Annotated in this window: 16 protein-coding genes; all 16 read right to left on the bottom strand. The window is 70.9% G+C overall.

The window, feature by feature from the left end:
* Entirely contained in the window at positions 1 to 1,134 is a 1,134-nt protein-coding gene (locus ACZ42A_RS33730) for a pectinesterase family protein (protein WP_468531116.1), read from the bottom strand.
* 80 nt (positions 1,135 to 1,214) lie between these two features.
* On the bottom strand, positions 1,215 to 2,534 hold the full coding sequence (locus tag ACZ42A_RS33725; protein ID WP_468531115.1) for a pectate lyase family protein: 1,320 nt from the start codon (positions 2,532 to 2,534) through the stop codon (positions 1,215 to 1,217).
* Between the two features lie 39 nt (positions 2,535 to 2,573).
* On the bottom strand, positions 2,574 to 3,377 hold the full coding sequence (locus tag ACZ42A_RS33720) for a rhamnogalacturonan acetylesterase (RefSeq protein ID WP_468531114.1): 804 nt from the start codon (positions 3,375 to 3,377) through the stop codon (positions 2,574 to 2,576).
* 118 nt (positions 3,378 to 3,495) lie between these two features.
* Positions 3,496 to 4,839, bottom strand: a complete 1,344-nt coding sequence (locus tag ACZ42A_RS33715; protein WP_468531113.1) for an ABC transporter substrate-binding protein — start codon at positions 4,837 to 4,839, stop codon at positions 3,496 to 3,498.
* A gap of 101 nt (positions 4,840 to 4,940) precedes the next feature.
* Positions 4,941 to 6,923 (bottom strand): pectinesterase family protein, encoded by a 1,983-nt coding sequence (locus tag ACZ42A_RS33710; RefSeq protein ID WP_468531112.1) that lies wholly within the window; start codon positions 6,921 to 6,923, stop codon positions 4,941 to 4,943.
* Between the two features lie 33 nt (positions 6,924 to 6,956).
* On the bottom strand, positions 6,957 to 8,471 hold the full coding sequence (locus ACZ42A_RS33705; RefSeq protein ID WP_468531111.1) for a glycoside hydrolase family 43 protein: 1,515 nt from the start codon (positions 8,469 to 8,471) through the stop codon (positions 6,957 to 6,959).
* Positions 8,468 to 9,313: a DUF6807 domain-containing protein gene (locus ACZ42A_RS33700; protein WP_468531110.1), complete on the bottom strand. Its 846-nt coding sequence runs from the start codon at positions 9,311 to 9,313 to the stop codon at positions 8,468 to 8,470. The genes ACZ42A_RS33705 and ACZ42A_RS33700 overlap by 4 nt, the downstream gene beginning before the upstream one ends.
* On the bottom strand, positions 9,310 to 10,479 hold the full coding sequence (locus ACZ42A_RS33695; RefSeq protein ID WP_468531109.1) for a Gfo/Idh/MocA family protein: 1,170 nt from the start codon (positions 10,477 to 10,479) through the stop codon (positions 9,310 to 9,312). The genes ACZ42A_RS33700 and ACZ42A_RS33695 overlap by 4 nt, the downstream gene beginning before the upstream one ends.
* The gene (locus ACZ42A_RS33690) at positions 10,476 to 11,774 is read right to left on the bottom strand and encodes a pectate lyase family protein (RefSeq protein WP_468531108.1); all 1,299 of its coding nucleotides are present in this window, start codon (positions 11,772 to 11,774) and stop codon (positions 10,476 to 10,478) included. The genes ACZ42A_RS33695 and ACZ42A_RS33690 overlap by 4 nt, the downstream gene beginning before the upstream one ends.
* Entirely contained in the window at positions 11,771 to 12,667 is an 897-nt protein-coding gene (locus ACZ42A_RS33685) for a carbohydrate ABC transporter permease (RefSeq protein ID WP_468531107.1), read from the bottom strand. The genes ACZ42A_RS33690 and ACZ42A_RS33685 overlap by 4 nt, the downstream gene beginning before the upstream one ends.
* Positions 12,664 to 13,599, bottom strand: coding sequence for a carbohydrate ABC transporter permease (locus tag ACZ42A_RS33680; RefSeq protein WP_468531106.1), 936 nt, complete (start codon positions 13,597 to 13,599; stop codon positions 12,664 to 12,666). The genes ACZ42A_RS33685 and ACZ42A_RS33680 overlap by 4 nt, the downstream gene beginning before the upstream one ends.
* A gap of 97 nt (positions 13,600 to 13,696) precedes the next feature.
* Positions 13,697 to 15,430 carry an L-arabinonate dehydratase gene (araD, locus tag ACZ42A_RS33675; protein ID WP_468531105.1) on the bottom strand — a complete coding sequence of 578 codons (1,734 nt, stop codon included), beginning with the start codon at positions 15,428 to 15,430 and terminating at the stop codon, positions 13,697 to 13,699.
* On the bottom strand, positions 15,427 to 16,335 hold the full coding sequence (locus tag ACZ42A_RS33670; protein ID WP_468531104.1) for a dihydrodipicolinate synthase family protein: 909 nt from the start codon (positions 16,333 to 16,335) through the stop codon (positions 15,427 to 15,429). The genes araD and ACZ42A_RS33670 overlap by 4 nt, the downstream gene beginning before the upstream one ends.
* Positions 16,332 to 17,000, bottom strand: a complete 669-nt coding sequence (locus tag ACZ42A_RS33665) for a GntR family transcriptional regulator (RefSeq protein WP_468531103.1) — start codon at positions 16,998 to 17,000, stop codon at positions 16,332 to 16,334. The genes ACZ42A_RS33670 and ACZ42A_RS33665 overlap by 4 nt, the downstream gene beginning before the upstream one ends.
* Positions 17,001 to 17,119: 119 nt before the next feature.
* Positions 17,120 to 17,875 (bottom strand): MBL fold metallo-hydrolase, encoded by a 756-nt coding sequence (locus tag ACZ42A_RS33660; protein ID WP_468531102.1) that lies wholly within the window; start codon positions 17,873 to 17,875, stop codon positions 17,120 to 17,122.
* 421 nt (positions 17,876 to 18,296) lie between these two features.
* Complete coding sequence (locus ACZ42A_RS33655) at positions 18,297 to 18,890, bottom strand: TIGR03086 family metal-binding protein (protein WP_468531101.1); 594 nt, start codon at positions 18,888 to 18,890, stop codon at positions 18,297 to 18,299.
* Positions 18,891 to 18,940: the final 50 nt, after the last annotated feature.

Raw genomic sequence — 18,940 nt, 5'->3', positions numbered from 1 at the left:
TCAGCACACCTCCTTCCAGGGCTCCCAGTCGCCGAGATAGTCGGCGCGGGTCGCCGCGTCGGCCTGGTCGGCGGTGAGCTGAGGCCGGTTCTCGGGGACGGTGACGCGGGCGCCGGGGCCCACGTTGCGGTACTCGGCGAACCGCTGCTCCTGCCAGGGGAAGGCGTCCGACATGTTGGCGTAGGGCGCGGCCGCGTCGATGCCGGTGCCGAGCCAGGTGTCCCGGACGACGAGGGAGGGCCGGGCGGTGCGGTCGGAGCTGGGCACCCAGGGGCGGGCCAGCTTGTAGGAGGCGTCGGGGGCCTCGCTGGTGATCCGGCTCCTGGTCACCAGGTAGCCGCGTGGGTTGGCGCCCGCGGTCGAGGGCGCGAAGACGAAGCCGTATGGGGCTCCGGCCAGGTCGGTGCGGTCGAGGGTGCGGAAGTGGCAGTGCTCGAAGACGGCCGTGGCGCGGCCGAAGACGAAGTCGACGTCGCCCTCGGCGTAGCAGTGCGAGAAGTACTGGCGGGCGAAGGCGGTCAGCGCGTTCGAGTCGGCGTAGAGGGTGTCCTGGTGGCCGAGGAAGCGGCAGTGGAGGAAGGCGGACCGGTCGCCCATCACCTTGATGGCGACGGCCTGGGTGCCGGTGATCTCGGGGTGGTCGGCGCGCAGCCAGTCGTTGGCGAAGGTGATCCGGTAGGCGGTGAAGCCGTCGGCGCGGACGGTGGTGGTGGCCGAGCCGGTGGTGCCGTAGGTGCCGCCGCCGGGCTTGGGGGTGCCGGCCGCGTTGTCATAGACGATCACCACGGCACGCGGGTCGTCGGCGGCACCGATCCAGGTCATCTCGGTCCGGGTGGCGTCGACGGAGACGGTCTCCCGGTAGACGCCGGGCGCGAGGACGAGGGTCCGGCCGCTGCCGGTGGCGGCGTCCACGGCGGCCTGGACGGTGGTGAAGTCACCGCGGCCGTGCGGATCGACGTACAGGGTGTCCGGGGTGCGGCGGGCGGCCGGGGAGCCGTGGCGGCCGAACGGGCGCGGCTCGTCCGCGGCGCGCGCGGGGAGGGCGGTGAGCCCGAGCGCGGCGCCCGCGCCGGCGCTCGCCATCAGGAATCCCCGTCTGGACAGGGGGTAGCGGAGGTGGGGCAGCGAGGGCATGCGGGTGCTCCTTCGGGGACGGCCCGGTCGGGGCCGGGGCTGCGGCACGCCCCGGCTCCCGACGGGTGGGCGGAAGGTCGTCAGCAGACGCGTCCGGCGCCCGCGCGGTGGTCGACGATGCCGGGGACGGCCCGGGGGTGGTCGACCCGGGTGCGCAGGGCGGGCGTCCAGCCGGCGCCGGACTGGAGGGTCTCGGCGGGGATCTCCGCGTTGTGCACGGCGATCAGATCGGTGAGCTTGCCGTTGACGTAGTTGTTCTCGGCGGTGAGCGGCGCCTCGTTCCACTTCTTCAGCACCTTGGCGGTGCTGACGCCGTCCGCCAGGGAGAAGGCGTTGTCGGTGGCGTACAGCCGGGAGTTGGCGCCGATGCCGAAGACGTAGCCGAACTTCTGGTCCTCGGTCACCACGAAGTGGTTGTTGTACGAGTCGACCTGGCCGAACCGGACGCGCGGCGCCCGCTCCACGATGCCCTCGAACCGGTTGTGGTGGAGGGTGACCCGCAGCTTGCCGGAGTCGGTGGCGCCCGCGCCGTCGCTGTTGCCGATGAGCATGGTCTTGTCGTGGTCCTTGAAGGAGTTCCACGACACGGTCACGAAGTCACCGCCGCGCACGACGTCGACGAGTCCGTCGTGCTGCTGGTAGACCTTGCCGAAGTACTCCGGCAGCGAGCTGTCGGGGTAGCGCCCGTCGGTGAGCGTGTTGTGGTCGATCCACACATGGGTGGAGCCGTACACCACGACACCGTCGTACTCGGAGTTCCAGGCGCCGGTCTTGTTGTCGTCGGTCGGGTCCCACTGCGGGAAGCAGTCGATCGGGGCCTCGATGGTGAGGTTCCGGATGATGACGTTGTCCACGCCGCGGATCTGGAGGCTGCCGCCACGGATCCCGGAGTTCTTGCCGACACCGACGATGGTGGTGTCGGCGGGGATGTTCGCCTTGATGACCTTGTCCTGATTGGCGGCGGACGCGGCCCGCAGGTCCTCCTGCTCCCCGCTGACGGGCTTGTCGTGGCCCCAGACGGCCGGGTCGTAGTCGGCGAGGTACCGCTGGAAGTCGTATCCCTCGGCGGCGAAGGCGTCGCAGCCCTCGGCGACGGCGTCGATCATCCCCTTCACCTTGATGATCCGCGGCGCGCTGCCACCATCCGTCAGGGCGGCCTTGAACTCCGCCCAGGTGGTCACCGTGTACACATGCGCGGCGTCGGCGGCCGACCCGCCGGTCGTGCCCGCGCCCTCGGAGGCCCACCCGTCCCCGGCGGCCAGCACCTCACGGCCGAGGTCACGGGACCCGGCGTGGGCGGTGGCGGTCCCGGCGACGCCGAGGACCAGGGCGACACACCCGGCGAGGGCGACGCCCTTCACACTGCTAGCGGCATGCCCATGCCATCTCTGTACGTCCATACTGCGGCTCTCTCTTCTGCCATCTGCTGATCGGACGGATTACGCGGCGGCCGGCGGCCAGCTGATCCAGGACTCCGGGATCTCCTCGTCGAGCCGGCGCACGTCCTGCGGGCCCAGCACCCGCGTGCGCAGCAGCTCCCGCACCACCAGCCGTGCCACGGCGATCGCGCCCGGCGGGTTGAAGTGCGTGTTGTCCTGCTCGGTCGCCGTCCAGTTGAAGTACTTCTTGCTCTCCTCGACACCCAGCTCCTGCCACAGCGCGAGCGACAGCGCCTGCACGTCGAGCAGCGCCACCCCCTCCTCCTGGGCGAGCGCGCGCATGGCCGCGGGATACTCACCGTGGCTCGGCAGGGCCTTGCCCTCCGCGTCGAACCGCCGCCGCTCCACGGCGGTCGCCAACACGGGCCGGGCCCCACGCGCCCGGGCCCCGTCGACGTACAGCCGGAGATGGTCCTGGTAGGTGGTCCAGGGCTCGGTGTACCGGGCGGGGTCGCTGCTCTTCTCGTCGTTGTGCGCGAACTGGATGATCAGAAAGTCCCCCGGCCGGATCTCCCCGAGAATGACATCCAGCCGGCCCTCGTCGACGAAACTCTTGGAACTCCGCCCATTCACCGCATGGTTGGCGACGGGCCGGTCCTTGTGCAGAAAGAAGGGGAACGCCATCCCCCACCCGGTCTCCGGCGCCGCGTCCGCGTACTTCTGCGCGGCGGTGGAATCCCCGGCGATGTAGATGGTCCGACGACGCTGCCCAGAGGAGGAGGCCTGCGCCACACCGTTCGCGGCAAGTGCGAGAGGAACAGCGGCGAGCGCCGCAGAAGCAACCTGTCTACGAGAAATGGACACAAGGGTGCCTTTCAAACAGGGGGTGATGGTCCTACCTAGGGGCGCGGGGAACTGCGCGAGAAACCAGGGACGGCCCGCAGCCTGCAAAACACAGGCCGCCCCACGGCGAATCCCAGAACTAACCGTTCCGCTGCTTCCACTCAGCCTGAGCCTCGTTCAACTGCTCAGCCAACGTGTCCAGAAACTCCTTCGCCGACATGTCCCCCAGCAGCACCTTCTGGAAGTTCGGCTCGTTCTCCGCCTTGGAAATCGTGTTCCAGTCCGGCAGGTAGTACGGCAGCTGCACGATCGTGGTGGAACCGTCACTCAACGCCTCCGCGGCCAGCTTCGTCGGCTCCGCCTCCGAAACCCACGCATCCTTCGCCGCGTCCGTGTTCGCCGGCACCTGCCCCGCCGACTCGTTGAACTTCGAGTTCTCCTCGTGCGACAGCGCGAACTCGATGAACTTCCAGGCGGCTTCCTTGTTCTTGGAGCTCTTGAACAGCCCGAGCCCGTCGACGGGGTTGGACACCTGGACCCGCTTGCCGCCGGAGCCGACCGGCTGCGGAATGCCCCGGAACTTGTCGGTGCCGAGCGCCTTCACGTGGTCCTGGTACGACCCGAGGTTGTGGTTGAGCATGCCGATCGTGCCGGAGTCCCACTGCGCGACCATCTTGGTGAAGTCGTTGTTGAGGTCGGCGGACGGCGTGACCTTCTTGTACAGCGCCGCGTACTTCTCCAGCGCCTCGACGTTCTTCGGGTCGTTGACGGTGGTCTTGTCGCCGTTCCAGAACGAGGTGATCCCGCTCTGCCCGTACATCGCGTCCAGGGCCTGCGCGATGGACCCGGCGCCACCGCGGATGGTGTACCCGAACTCGTTCTTCTTCGCGTCGGTCAGCTCTTCGGCCGCCTTGTAGAAGGCGTCCCAGGTGGTCGGCTCCTCCAGGCCCGCCTTCTTGAACAGGTCGGTGCGGTAGTACAGCACACCGTTGTTCGCGGAGGTCGGGATGGAATACAGCACCCCGTCACCGCCACCGGCCGCCTTCATCGACTCGACCATGTCCTCGTTGAGCTTGCCGTTCAGCGAGGACTTGCCGAGCCGGTCGTCCAGCGGCTCCAGCGCGCCCTGGGCGGAGAACCCGGCGAGCATCGCCGCGCCGACACCGCCGACGTCCGGCAGGCCGCCGCCCTGGATGGCGGTGTCGACCTTGGACTGGTACTCGGTGGAGGAGATGCCGACATACTCGACGTCGATCTCCGGGTTGGCCTTCTCGAAGTCGGCGATGACCTCCTTCCAGATGTCGGTGCGGACACCGCCGTTGTTGTCCCAGAAGACGATCTTGCCCTTGCCGCTGCCCTCGGAGCCCTCGCTGCCGCCCCCACCGCTGCCGTCGTCGCCGCAGGCGGTGGCGGTGAGCGCGAGAACGGAGCCCAGGGCGACGGCGATGGCAGCGCGCCTGCTTCTGCGGATGCTGTTCTTCATTGGTCGGCTCTCTTCTTCTGGTTCCAGCGAGATATGAAGTTGTGGGGGGTCTGTCGAGGCTCCACCGGGCCTCAATGGCGCTGTCGAGGCTCCACCGGGTCTCAGTGGCGGGTGTGCGGCGCCCAGCCGTCCGTGCCCCGGAGGTAGTGCGCGACGGTGTGCGTCGCCGCGTCCGCGTCGCTCATCTGCGGCCGGTCGTCGGTCACGGCCGCCCCCGGGCCGACGTTCCGGTACTCGGCGAACCGGGCGTCCTTCCACGAGAAGCCGCTCATGTCGGTCCACGGGGAGGCCTTGATCGCGGCGGGCAGCTCGGTGTTCCGGATGAGCACCTGGGCGATCGCGTCCGGCTCACCGCCCGGGTGCCAGGGCCGTCCCAGGTGGAAGGTGCCGGCCGGCGCGTCGCTGACGATCCTCGAGTCGGTGATCAGGAACCCGTAGGGGTTGCCCTTCCAGGTCGAGGCGGCGGTGATGTACCCGTTGTTGGTCGCGGACCCCCGGCTCAGCGCGCGGATCACGGACCGCTCGATCACCGTGGTGGCCCGCCCGTAGACGAAGTCGACATCGCCCTCGATGTACGAGTCGCGGATGTACACCCGGCTGACGGTGGTCAGCTTGGGGCTGTCGGTCATCAGGGTGTCCTGGTTGCCCAGGAAGGCGGTGTCCTCGAAGACGATCCGGTCGCCGGTCGTCTTCACCGCCAGCGCCTGCTCGCCGTTCAGCTCGTGCGCGGCCTCGTCGAAGTCGTTGCTGAAGGTGAGGTTGCGCGCCGTGACGTCATTGGCGGAGATCCGTACGGTCGCGCTCCCGGTGGAGCCGCCGTACGCGGCGGGCGTGTCGTAGACGATGACGGTGTCGGAGCGGTCCTGTCCAGTCCCCTGCAGCACGATGTTCGGCTTGCTCGCGGGGATGTGGACCTTGGCGCGGTAGGTGCCGGGCGCGACGGCGATGGTCACCGGGACGTCGTTGCCGTCCGGCACGGCGTCCACGGCGGCCTGCACGGTCGGGTGGTCGCCGGGGACGTGCAGCACGGTCCCGATCTGCTGCTGCGGCCCGGAGAAGCGCTGCACGAGCGCCGGCACGGCGGCCGCCGGGTCCAGCCGGTAGTCGTAGAAGTCCCGGGGATCGAAGGCGGCACCCCACGCGTCGTGCCGCCCGGTGGTGTTCTTCAGGATCGACCCGCGCTGCACCAGCTCGGCGGTGGCGTCGGCCTGGTAGGGATGCTGGACGTCCTCGTAGTACGAGTTCTCGATGACCATCCTGGTCCTGCCGCGCGACCAGTTCCCGTACGTCCACACGGGGTCGCCGCGGTCCGCCTGGGCCGTCAGGTAGTTGTTGTACAGATGGGCGTAGGCGGCGTTGTCGACCGACGGGTTGCGCTGCTTGGTGTTGCGGAACCAGTTGTGGTCGATGGTGATCTGCGTCTTGACGTTGGTCGTCCAGCCCAGGCCGAACGTCTTGTTGTTGTTCTCGAACCGGTTGTAGGAGACGGTGACGTACTCGCTGTCCTTGCGGACGTCGAGCTGCCCGTCGCAGATGTTCGAGAAGCGGTTGTGGTCGACCCAGACGTGATGGACGGTGTCCATCTGGATGCCGTCGAAGTCGGTGTCCTTGCAGTCCCAGTTGCCTTCGACGGCCGAGTCGCGGATCGTCAGATTGCGGATGATCACGTTGTGGGTGCCGGGGCTCAGATGGAACTCGCCCTGCACCAGCTCGCCGGTCGCCCCGACCCCGAGGATGGTCTTGTCCGAGGCGACCTCGATGCTCGCCCCGAACGGCTGCGCGGTGATGCTGCCCTTGACCCGGATGATGTACGGCTCGGGCGCGGCGGCGTACTTCGCCAGCGCGGCCTGGTCGGTGACGGTGACGACCTTGCCGCCGGCCCCGCCGGTGGTGCCGCCGGCGAGGGAGGCGAAGCCGTGCGGGCGGTCGGTCCAGCGGGACGGGCTCCCCGTCTCGGCGGAGGAAGGGGCGGCGTGGGCCTCCCCGAGGGACCCGAGACCCAGCGCGGTGACCAGGCCGAGCACGGCGGCCACCACCTTGCCGTGCCCCGGTCTCGACAAGCGCTTGCCAGGGGGGTACGTCATTGCGGCTCCCAACAGGCGTACGGATGAGGTGGGTTAGAGCGTGGTGATACGGAATCGCGTGAAGGTGGCCGCGCCCGCGTGTCCCCGCCCGTCGTCGCCGGGCGCGAGCGCGAAGAGACCCAGCAGGGCGCCGACCCAGCGCCACGGGGTGGCGGCGAAGACCTGGCCGGACGGACGCGGGCCGTCCCCGACGTCGTAGAAGAAGCGGCAGCGCGCTCCCGGCCGGATCTCGATCCGCAGCGTCGCCCGCCCGTCCGGTGCGAGCCTCGGGTGATCCGCGTCCCGCTCCCGTTCGGCGACGGCCTCGGCGAACCGGTGCACCAGGTGGACCGTCCCGTCGGCCCCTCGTTGCAGTCCGATCCAGCCGAACGCGTCCCCGAGCACCGCCAGTCCGGCTCGGGCACCCGGTTCCTCGCTGTCGAGGCGCAGCTCGACCTCGACGACCGAGGGGATGCCGGGCAGTCGCTGGGTGAGGATGTTCGGCAGTCTGCGCAGGTCGTGCGCGTCGGCCGAGCGGACGCAGGTGAGCCGGAGCCCGTCACCGGAGTGCTGGGTGGCCCAGCCGTCGCGCGGGTTGGCGGTCCACTGCCACTGGCGGCCGTACCGTCCACCGGGGAAGTCGTCGTCGGTGGCGGGCGCGGCGGGCGGCTGCGGCGGCAGGTCGGGCCTGCGGTGTACGGCGACGGGTGCGCCCTCATCGCCCATCACCGGCCAGCCGTCGGCCCCCCAGCGCACGGGCTGGAGGTGGACGACCCGGCCGTAGGCGCCCTTCTGCTGGAAGTGCACGAACCAGTCCTCGCCGGACGGGGTGCGCACCCAGCCGCCCTGGTGGGGGCCGTTGACGTCGGTGTCCTTCTGTTCGAGGACGACCTTCTCCTCGTACGGCCCGAAGAACCCTCGCGAGCGGAAGGCGCCCTGCCAGCCGGTCTCCACTCCCCCGGCGGGGGCGAGGATCCAGAACCAGCCGTCGTGCTTGTAGAGCTTGGGGCCCTCCAGGGTGAACCAGCCGGGGATGCGGTCGGCGTCGACGATCAGTTTGCCCTCGTCGAGCAGGGAGGTGCCGTCGGGGTGCATACGGTGGCCGGTGAGGCGGTTCTTGACGCCGGAGCGGGACTTGGCCCAGGCGTGCACCAGGTAGGCCTCGCCGGTCTCGTCGTCCCACAGGGGGCAGGGGTCGATCAGGCCCCTGCCCTCCTTCAGAAGGTGCGGGCGGGTCCACGGGCCGCGGATCTCCGGCGCGTTGACCTGGAAGACGCCCTGGTCGGGGTCGCCCCAGAAGATCCAGAAGCGGTCGTCGTGGTGGCGGATCGACGGGGCCCAGACACCGCAGTCGTGGCGCGGCCTCTCGAACTCCTCCGCCGGTTCCAGGCGGTCCAGGGCGTGGCCGACCAGCGTCCAGTTGACCAGGTCGCGGGAGTGCAGCAGCGGCAGTCCGGGGACGCGGCCGAAGCTCGAGGCGGTGAGGTAGAAGTCGTCGCCGACGCGGACCACGTCCGGGTCGGACCAGTCGGCGTCGAGGATCGGGTTGGTGTAGGTCTCGTTCGTCACTGGCTGACCGCCTTTCGCACCAGGGCCGCCGCCTCGCCCCGGTCGAGGCGGCCGTCGGCGACGACGGTGACGATCCGCCGGACGACCGTCTCGCCGGCCGGTACCGGCAGCCGCGCGTCGTGGGCCAGGGAGGAGCCGACGCCCGGGTACTCGGCGGTGCGCACGAACCACGGGTCGCGGCGGGTGGCGCCGGTGGCTCCGGCGAAGACCAGGGTCCAGGCGGAGCCCGCCAGCGCCAGCCAGTCGGCGGACCGGCCGTGCACCGCCGTCTCGCCCTCGGTGTCGGCGGTGAAGACGTCCGGCGCGGCCGCCTCCTTGCGGGCCCGCCAGAAGAAGCCGCCGTACGCCGCGCCGGGGCGCCCGTTGGTGGCGGGGCTGCCGATGGTCAGCGGCCCCGCGGTGGGGTTGGTGAGGGCGAAGGTGAAGTCCAGCGCCCAGGCGGTGTCGGTGAGCGCGGTGGCGGCGACGGTACGGCGCTCGCGCAGCACCTCCGTGCCGCCGGCCACCCAGCGCAGCTCCTCGACGAAGCCGTCCGGGTCGCGCAGCTGGAAGCCCACGTGCCGCTGGGCGCCGTGGTTGTCCAGCTCGGTGGGGCCCTGGTCGCGGACGAAGGTGCGGCCGCCCCAGAAGTTGTGCCCCTCGACGTCGGGAACGGCGACACCGACGCCGAGGTGGTGCGGGTGGTCGGCGGGGCTCAGTTCGGTGACCGAGACGCCGGACAGGGTGGTGACGGGGTGAAGGTAGGGGCGCGGGGAGAGCCGGGCGGGCAGTTCCGGCCGGGTGACGTACCGGCCGACGGGCCTGCCCGCGACTCGCAGCACTGTGGTGTCCACGCTGGTCATCGGGTGCTCACCTCTCTCGGGGCGGCCCAGGGGGCCGCCAGCTCGGAGTACAGGGCGAGGGTGTCGGCGGCGGCCGCGACCAGCCCGTCCACCCCGGGCACGACCCGGCGGTCCTCGCCCGGCGGCCGGTGCCAGGCGGACTCCGGCAGCGGGGCGGGGTCGGGGGCCAGCCGGATCGCCTCGACGACCTTCATGAAGGCGCCGGTCCGCGAGGGCGGGACCAGCAGCTCGGTGCCGTTCGCCAGGTGGCCGGCGAGGTTCTCCAGCAGGTCGGTGCGGCCGTACTCGAACTCCTCGGGGCCGTGGTCGGCGCGCTGGAGCAGCACCCGGTCCTGCTTGTACCAGAAGGTGATCCGGCCGCGGCTGCCGTGCACCAGGACGTACGGCTCGTCCGGGTGCTCGGCGCACAGGGTCGCGGCGACCGTGACCGGGCGGCCCTCGGCGGTGGTGATCCGGACGCAGGAGGTGTCGTCCGACTCGATGGCGTTGGCGCGCCACAGCTCGGTCTCGATCGCGGCGACGTCCTCGGCGCGGGTGCTGCCGGCCAGGGCGAGGGCGGTGGCGACGGCGTGCGCGAGGGGGTTGGTGAGCGCCCCGTCGATCACGTCGACGCCGTTCAGCCGCCGCTTGCCCGCCCACAGGGCCCGGCGGTAGTACGCCTCGTCGCGGGCCCAGGCGCCCGCCCCGCCGACGCCGGTGAGCGTGCCGATCGCCCCCTCGGCGATCAGTTCCCGGATCGCGGGCACGGCGTGCGAGCCCAGCGACTGGAACCCGATCTGGCAGGCCACGCCCGCCTCGGCGACCCCGTCCGCCATCCGCCGGAACTCGGCGTAGGAGGGCGCGGGCGGCTTCTCGAGGAGCAGGTGCACCCCGCGCCGGGCGGCGGCCAGGGCCAGGTCGGTGTGGGTGGGGATCGGGGTGCAGATCACCGCGGCGCGGGCGCCGGTGGCGTCCAGCAGGGCGCCGAAGTCGGCGGACTGGGGCGGGAGTTCACCGCCGAACTCCTCCTCGGTGAGCGGATGCAGCTCGCAGATCCCGACGAGCCGTACGACGCCCTTGTCCTGGAGGCGGCGGATGTTCGCCACATGCCAGCGGCCGTGGCCGCGGGCGCCGGCGAGGACGAGGGGCAGGGGTTCGGTCAGGGCACCGGCCTTGGCATCGGTCATGGGATCCTCCCCGCTCCCGCACCGCGCGCCACCGCCCGGTCGGCCGCTTCCGCGCCGTCGATCGTGCCGTGCAGGACGGGCGTCCAGCCGACGTCCGCGGTCAGATCGCGCTCGCTGCCCGAGTTGTAGGCGTTGTGGATGGTGAGCAGGTCGACCGGGTAGCCGTTGAAGACGTTGCCGTCCGTGTGCAGGGCGCTGCCGTTCCAGCTCTTGACCAGGTCGGCGGCCTCGATGTGGCTCGGGGTGTGGAAGGCGTTGTGCTCGGCGTGGACGGCGGACTCGGTGCCGACGCCGATCGAGTAGCGGTAGTCGTGGGCGTCCTCGGGGACGACGTACCGGTTGTTGTAGACGTGCACCTGCCCGAAGCGGACGCGCGGGGCGCGCTGGACGACGGACTCGAACTCGTTGTGGTGCAGGGTGACGCGCAGCTTGCCGCGGTCGCCGGTGGCGGTGTCGCCGTTGCCGATGAGCATCGCCTTGTCGTGGTCGGCGAACCGGCTCCAGGAGACGGTGACCAGGTCGGAGCCGTTGGTGATGTCCAGCAGGCCGTCGTGGCGCAGGTGGTTGCGGGCGAAGTAGGCGGGCTCGTCCTCGTCCGGGTGGCCCTTGTCGCTCAAGGTGACGTGGTCGATCCAGACGTGGCTCGCGCCGCGCAGCCAGATGGTGTCGTAGGCCGCCTTCCAGTCGCCGAGGCCGCCGGAGTTGGGCTGCCACACGGGGAAGCAGTCGTAGGCGTCGCGGATCTCCAGGTTGCGGACGATGACGTTGTCCGCGTCGCTGATCTGGAGGCTCGCGCCCTTGAGCACCGCGTCGTCGCCGAGGCCGACGAGGGTGGTGTTGGAGCCGACGCGCAGCTCCACCCGCTCGGCCTGCTGCGCCGCCGACGCCCTGCGGGCCTCCTCCTGGGGGCCGCTCGGCTTGGCGGAGCCCCAGGTGCGGGGGTCGTAGGCGGCGAGGTACTTCTTCAAGTCGTAGCCGCCGGTCGTGTAGTCCTCGCAGTCGAGGCGGCGGCCCCGGTCGTCGGTGTTGGCGTCGATGGTTCCGGCGATGCGGATGATCTTCGGGGTGGCGCTGCCGCCGTCGAGGGCGCGGACCAGCTCCGTCCGGTTCGTGACCGTGAAGACATGCGCGTCGTCGGCCGCCGCGCCGCCGGTGGTGCCGCCGGCGGCGGCCGCCCAGCCGTCGTTCGGGGCGAGGGTGTCGCGGCTGATGTCGCGGGTGTCCGCGTCGGCGTGGGCGGGGACGCAGAGCACGCCCACGAGGCCGGCGGCCAGGGCCGCGTGACGGAGTCTCATCCCTTCACCGCCCCCGCGCTGAAGCCGGTGATCAGCCACTTCTGGATGAAGGCGAAGACGATGACGACCGGGACGGCGGCGATGATGCCGCCCGCCGCGAGGGCGCCGAGGTCGACGCTGTCCGCGCTCATCAGGGTGTTCAGACCGACCGGGATGGTCTGCTTGGCCTGGTTGTTGAGGAACATCAGGGCGAACAGGAAGTGGTTCCAGGAGTGCACGAAGGCGAAGGAACCGACCGCGATCAGCCCGGGGCGCAGCAGCGGCAGCACGATCACCCGGAAGGCGGTGAGCCGGTTGCAGCCGTCGACCCAGGCCGCCTCCTCCAGGGAGTACGGCACGTTCTTGATGAAGTTGCTGATGAGGATCATCGACAGCGGCAGCTGGAAGACCGTCTCGGCGAGGATGACACTGCCGAGGGAGTTGATCATCCGCAGCTCGGCGAAGATCTCGAAGAGCGGGACCAGCAGCAGCGCGCCGGGCACGAACTGGGAGCACAGCAGGGCGAGCATGAAGCCCCGCTTGATCTTGAAGTCGAACCGGGCGAGGGCGTAGCCGCCGGCCAGGGCGACGATCGTGGTCAGCACCAGGGTGGCGAGGCCGACGAGCACGCTGTTCTGGAAGTAGACGCCGAAGTCCCGCTCGGTCCACACCTTCTCGAAGTGGTCGAAGGTCATGGGCCAGGGCACGAGCGAGGTGGAGCCGGCCGGGCGCAGGGCGAAGAGCAGGATCCAGTAGAACGGGATCAGGGTGAAGACCAGGTAGATCGACAGGGGCAGGTAGATCTGCCAGCGGGGGACCTCGTCCCAGGCGCGGTGCTTGTTCACCGGGCGCTGCGGCTCGGTCGCGGTCCGGCGGGGTGCGGGGACGACCGGGGCCTCCTTGATGGTGCTCACTTGGACTCGCCTCCGAACTTGCTCAGCCGCAGATAGACGATCGAGCAGAAGAGCAGGATCACGAACGCGACCGTGGTCAGGGCCGACGCGTAGCCGAAGTCATGGGCGTCGACGCTGGTGTTGGCGATGTACAGCGGCAGGGTGGTCGTCTCGCCGGCCGGTCCGCCGCCGGTCAGGGTGTAGAGCAGGTCGACGTTGTTGAACTCCCACACCGCGCGCAGCAGCGTGGACAGGACGATGGCGTCCTTCAGGTGGGGCAGGGTGATGTGCCAGAACTGCTTGATGCGGCTCGCGCCGTCGACCTCGGCGGCCTCGTACAGGTCCTTCGAGACGGACTGGAGGTCGGCGAGGATGAGGATCGCGAAGAAGGGCACGCCGCGCCACAGGTCGGCGACGATCGCCGCCGGGAACACGGTCTCGGTGTCGGACAGCCAGCTGGTGCCGTAGGAGCCGATGCCCACGTCGGCGAGGTAGCGGGTGATACCGGTCTGGGAGTTGTAGAGCAGTACCCAGATCGCGGAGGTCAGCACGCCGGAGACGGCCCACGGGGAGAAGACCAGGGCGCGTCCCAGCGCCCGGCCGACGAAGGTCTGGTTGACGATCAGGGCCAGCGCGAGACCGAACAGCAGCTGGAGTCCGACCTCGACGACGACCCACTTGGCGCTGAAGACGAGGGTGTCCCAGAAGACCGGGTCCTCGGTGAAGGCGTGGACGAAGTTGTCGAAGCCCGCGAAACCGTTCCGCCATGGCTTGGTGGGGTTGTAGTCCTGCAGGCTGTAGTAGAAGACGCTGATCACGGGGTAGGCGATGAAGCCCAGCATCAGCAGGGCCGCCGGCGCGATCAGCAGGTACGGGAGCCTGCGCGGCGTGGCGGAGGCACGGCGCCGCCGGGGTGGCGCGGGCGGTTTCGCCACGGCTGCGGCTTGGGCCATGACTGTTCTCCGTTCGCTTGCGGTGGGTCGTGTTCGGGTGAAGCGCTTTCTCGACGTGCGGAGTGGTGCCGGGTTCGTGAGCCGTCGTGACGGGGGCTCAGCCCGCGTAGGGGTCCGCCACCTGGCCCGGCCGGGCCAGGAACTCGAAGTCGCAGCCGGTGTCGGCCTGGGTGATCTGCTCGTTGTAGAGCGCGCCGTAGCCGCGCTCGTAGCGGGTGGGCGGCGGGGTCCAGGCCTCCCGGCGCCTTCGCAGTTCCTCGTCGTCCACGTGCAGGTGCAGGCTGCGCGCCTCGACGTCCAGGGTGATCAGGTCCCCGGTGCGCACCAGCGCCAGCGGTCCGCCGATGTACGACTCGGGCGCGACGTGCAGCACGCACGCGCCGTAACTGGTGCCGCTCATCCGGGCGTCGGAGATCCGCACCATATCCCGCACGCCCTGCTTCAGCAGATGGTCGGGGATGGGCAGCATGCCGTACTCGGGCATGCCCGGACCGCCCTTGGGGCCGGCGTTGCGCAACACCAGCACGCTGTCGGCGGTGATGTTCAGCGCCGGGTCGTTGATGGTGCGCTGCATGGTCTTGTAGTCGTCGAAGACGACCGCGGGGCCGGTGTGCGTCAGCAGGTGCTGCTCGGCGGCGATGTGCTTGATGACCGCGCCGTCCGGGCAGAGGTTGCCGCGCAGCACGGCGACCCCGCCCTCCTTGGCCACCGGGTTGTTCCGGGGGCGGATGACGTCGTCGTCGTGGACGAGCGCGCCGTCCAGCTGCTCGCGCATCGTGTCGTACGACACCGTGGGCCGGTCCAGGTGGAGCAGGTCCGGGATGCGGGAGAGGAACCCGGGCAGTCCGCCCGCGAAGTGGAAGTCCTCCATCAGGTACGTCTGGCCGCCGGGCCGGACGTTGGCGAGGACCGGGACCGTGCGGGCGATGCGGTCGAAGTCGTCGAGGGTGAGTTTCACGCCCGCGCGGCCGGCCATGGCGATCAGGTGGATCACGGCGTTGGTGGAGCCGCCGAGACCGAGCACGGTGGTCACCGCGTCCTCGAAGGCGTCACGGGTGAGGATGTGGCTGAGCCTCCGGTCCCGGTGGACCAGTTCGACGGCGATCATGCCCGCCTTGGCGGCCATCCGGTCGTGCCCGGAGTCGACGGCCGGGATGCTGGAGGCGCCCGGCACCGTCACGCCGAGGGCCTCGGCGGCGGCGGTCAGCGTGGACGCCGTACCCATGGTCATGCAGTGGCCGGGCGAGCGGGCCAGGCCGCTCTCCAGCTCCTGCATCTCGCAGTCGCCGATGAGACCGGCGCGCTTGTCGTCCCAGTACTTCCACATGTCGGTGCCGGAGCCGAGGACTTCGTTGCGCCAGTGGCCGGGGAGCATCGGACCGGCGGGGACGAAGACCGCCGGGAGGTCGACGCTGGCCGCGCCCATGAGGAGGGCGGGCGTCGACTTGTCGCAGCCGCCCATCAGCACCGCGCCGTCGACCGGGTAGGAGCGCAGCAGCTCCTCGGTCTCCATGGCGAGCATGTTGCGGTAGAGCATGGGGGTCGGCTTCTGGAAGGTCTCGCTGAGGGTGGAGACCGGGAACTCCAGCGGGAAGCCGCCCGCCTGCCAGACGCCGCGCTTGACCGCCTGGGCGCGGTCGCGCAGGTGGACGTGGCAGGGGTTGATGTCGGACCAGGTGTTGAGGATCGCGATGACCGGCTTGCCCAGGTGCTCCTCGGGGAGGTAGCCGAGCTGGCGGGTGCGGGCGCGGTGGCTGAAGGAGCGCAGTCCGTCGGTGCCGTACCACTGGTGGCTGCGCAGGTCCTCGGGACGCTTTCTCGGCTCGCTCATATGGACCACCCGGCGGCGATGGCGGCGACCTCGGCCCGCTCGTTCTCCGGCAGCGGCCTGCTCGGCGGGCGCACCTCGCGGCGGCACAGGCCGAGCGAGGCCAGGGCCTCCTTGACGACGGTGACGTTGTTGGCGGAGCCGTTGGCGGCGCGCAGCTCCTCGAAGCGGCGGATCTGCTCCCAGACCTTCATGGCGGCCGGGTAGTCGCCGGATCGAAGCGCTTCGATCATGTTCAGCGAAACGGACGGGGCGACGTTCACCAGCCCCGAGGTGAAGCCGGTCGCGCCCGCGGAGAAGTACGAGGGGGCGTACGGCTCGGCGAGCCCCGCCACCCACACGAACCGGTCCAGACCCGCGTCCCGGGCGAAGGCGGCGAAGCGGGCGGCGTCCGGGACGGCGTACTTGACGCCGATCACGTTCGGGCAGGCGTCGGCCAGCTCGGCGAGCCGGTCGCCGTGCAGCTGCGCGTTGCGGATGTAGGGGACGACGCCCAGCTCGGGCACGGCCTCGGCGATCGCGCGGTGGTAGTCGACCCAGCCGCTCTGCGAGACGTACGGGTGGACGGGCTGGTGCACCATCACCATCTGCGCGCCGTGCTCGCGGGCGTGCCGGGCGGAGGCCACGGCGGTCGGCACGTCGTGGCCGACGCCGACCAGGATCACCGCGCGGTCGCCGGCCTCGTCGATGGTCAGCTCGGTCACGAGCTGCCGCTCGGGTGGCGTCAGGGCGTAGAACTCCCCGGTGTTGCCGTTGGGGGTGAGGGTGGTGATGCCCCCGTCGAGCAGACGACGCAGCAGGGCCCGGTGGGTGTCCTGGTCGACGGAGCCGTCCTCGGCGAACGGTGTCACCGGGATCGCGACCACGTCGGCCAGGGCCGCCCGCTGGGTCTCGAACGTCGTTGTCATGCCTGACCGTCCTCTCCCTGGGCCTCGCCCTGCGCGTCGGGGAAGGCCCGCTCGACGAAGGACGCGATATGGGCGTGGAGGGCGCGCGCCGCGCCGTCGGCGTCGCCGTCCAGGGCGAGCCGCAGGATCTCGCGGTGCTCGTTGGCCTCCCGCTCCCAGGAGGGATCGGCGGCCCAGGCCACGGCGGAGACGAGAGCCGCCTGGTCGCGGACCTCGTCGAGCATCCGGCCGAGCAGCGGGTTGCCGCACGGCACGTACAGGGCGCGGTGGAACTCCCGGTTGGCGAGCGACCGTTCGGCGGTGTCCGTGGCGTCGTCCGCCCTGGTCAGCGCATCACGGGCGGCGTCCAGGGAGGCGCCGCGGCGCACGGTGCGGCGCAGCGCCTCGGGCTCCAGGAGCAGCCGCACGTCGTAGACCTCGCGCGCCATGTCCGCGTCCACCATGCGCACCGTGACGCCCTTGTACTGGCTCATCACCACCAGTCCGGTGCCGGCCAGGGTCTTCAGCGCCTCGCGCACCGGGGTCTTGGAGACCCCGAACTGCGCGGCCAGCTCGGTCTCGACCAGGGCCTGACCCGGCGTCAGCTGTCCGGTGAGGATGCGGTGTTTGATCCCTTCCAGCACGTATTGCGTGCGGGAGGGGATCGGCGTGGGCACAGAGGTCATGCGCGCCTCTCGGATATCGCGTATCGCGTCTCATATATGACGTACGAAGTACGACGCGTTGAAGGTAGGAGTGGCCCCGTGTTTCGTCAATGCTTCTGACAAAGGAAGTTGAGGTTGCTTCAGAGGTGATGCGTGGCGCCCGCGCGTGCGGTGCGGGTGGGTCCGCCGAAGGCGGCACCGGCGCGGGCGGTCGCCGACTCCGGGGTGAGCGTGGGCCCGACATGGGTGACGAGCAGCTCCCGTACGCCGGCCGCGCGGGCGGCGGCACCGGCGTCCTCCGGGGTCAGATGCACCTGTTCGCCTTCGCGATGTGCGTCGATGTCGGCCTCGCAGAGGAACAGGTCGGCGGCACGGGCCAGTTCGGTGAGCGCGGGGCAGGGTCCGCTGTCGCCGGAGTAGGCGAGGGCGCGCCCGTCCGACTCGGCGCGCAGCCCGTAGGCCTCGACGTCGTGCACGACCGCGCGGGAGGTGAGGAGCAGATCTCCGTGGCGGGCGGTGTGGCCGTCGGACAGGGGACGGAAGTCGAAGACACCGCCCAGGAAGTCCGGGTCCGGGCGGCCGAAGAACCCGGCCAGCCGCTGTGCGCAGCCCGTCGGCGCATACACGGGGATCGGCGCGGGCGGGGTGAGACCGCCGTACGCGAGGGCGTAGAAGGCGGCCAGGAGATCGGCGTTGTGGTCCGCATGCAGATGCGAGATCCAGATCGCGCTCAGCCGCGCCGGATCCGTGTGCCGCTGCAACTCCGCGAAGGTTCCTGTGCCGGCGTCCACCCACACCTCGGTGCCACCCGGGGCACTCAGCAGATAGCCGGAGCAGGGGCGGCCGGGGGCGGGGTGCGGGGAGGCGGTGCCGAGGACGGTGAGGGTGAGAGACATGCGGGGAGGGTACGTTTCGGCAATCGAGCCTGCTTGCTGATTCCGGTGCCTGGGACTGGGTGGCACGGTGTCCGGCCGGGCGTCTGGTGTGCGGCGTCCGGCCCTGGCGGTTGGCTTGCGGCGTCGAGCCCGGGCGGTTTGGTTTGCGGCGTCAAACCCGGCGGTTTGGTTGATACGGCATCCCGCCCGGGGGCCGGCTCAGGGCGTCCAGCTCCGGCTTCTGATGTGCGGCGGCTGCCCCGGGCATCCGGCCTACGGCTCCCACCCCGGCGCTTGGCCTACGTCGCCCGGCCGGGCCGTGCGGCTTACGACACCCAGTCCCGGCTTCCGACCTACGGCGTCCAGCCCGGGCGTCCTGCTGACGAGCCCCCACCCGGGCGTCTGACTTACGTGGCTCACGGCATCCAGCCCGGACGTCGGCCTACGGCATCCAGCCCGGGTCCCGTCCGCTGAGGCCCACCGCCTGGTCCAGGAGGGGCGCGTCGGCCGGGACGGGTACGACGGGGCCGAAGATGTCGCCGCGGTCGGGGTCCTCGGCGGCCTTCGCGAGGAAGGCGTGGCAGGCCTCGAGCGCGGCGGGGTCGGGGGCGTAGTCCTGGCCGGTCGCGCGGGCCAGGTCCCAGCCGTGGATCACCAGCTCGTCGACGGCGACGAGGCCCGCGACCGCGCCGGGCAGGTCGACTCCCCCGGCGCGGGTCATACCGGTCCAGGCGGCCGGGTCGCGCCAGGCCTCGGCCAGTTCGCCGAGCAGCTCAGGGAGTTCCGTGCGCCAGCCGGGTCCGAGGACGGGCCCGGCAGAGTTCGGATCGGTGTCGGTCGTGACGCCCAGGTCCTTGCGGGCGGCGTCGCGGAAGGCGGCGGCCAGCCCCGCCAGGTGGCCGAGCAGGTCGCGCACCGTGTACCGCGGGCAGGGGGTGGTGTCCGCCAGTTGCCCGTCGCGGACGCCGACGGCGAGGCCGGCCAGGATCGCCGTCTGCGGTCCGAGGTCGAGGGTGGTGCCGGTCGGATCGGTCATCGATGCTCCTCAGGTGTGGTCCTGGGAGGTAGACCGGCGACGACGACGGG

This window comes from Streptomyces sp. NPDC030838 (assembly GCF_055572035.1).
This window is presented reverse-complemented; position numbering and strand designations above follow the sequence as displayed.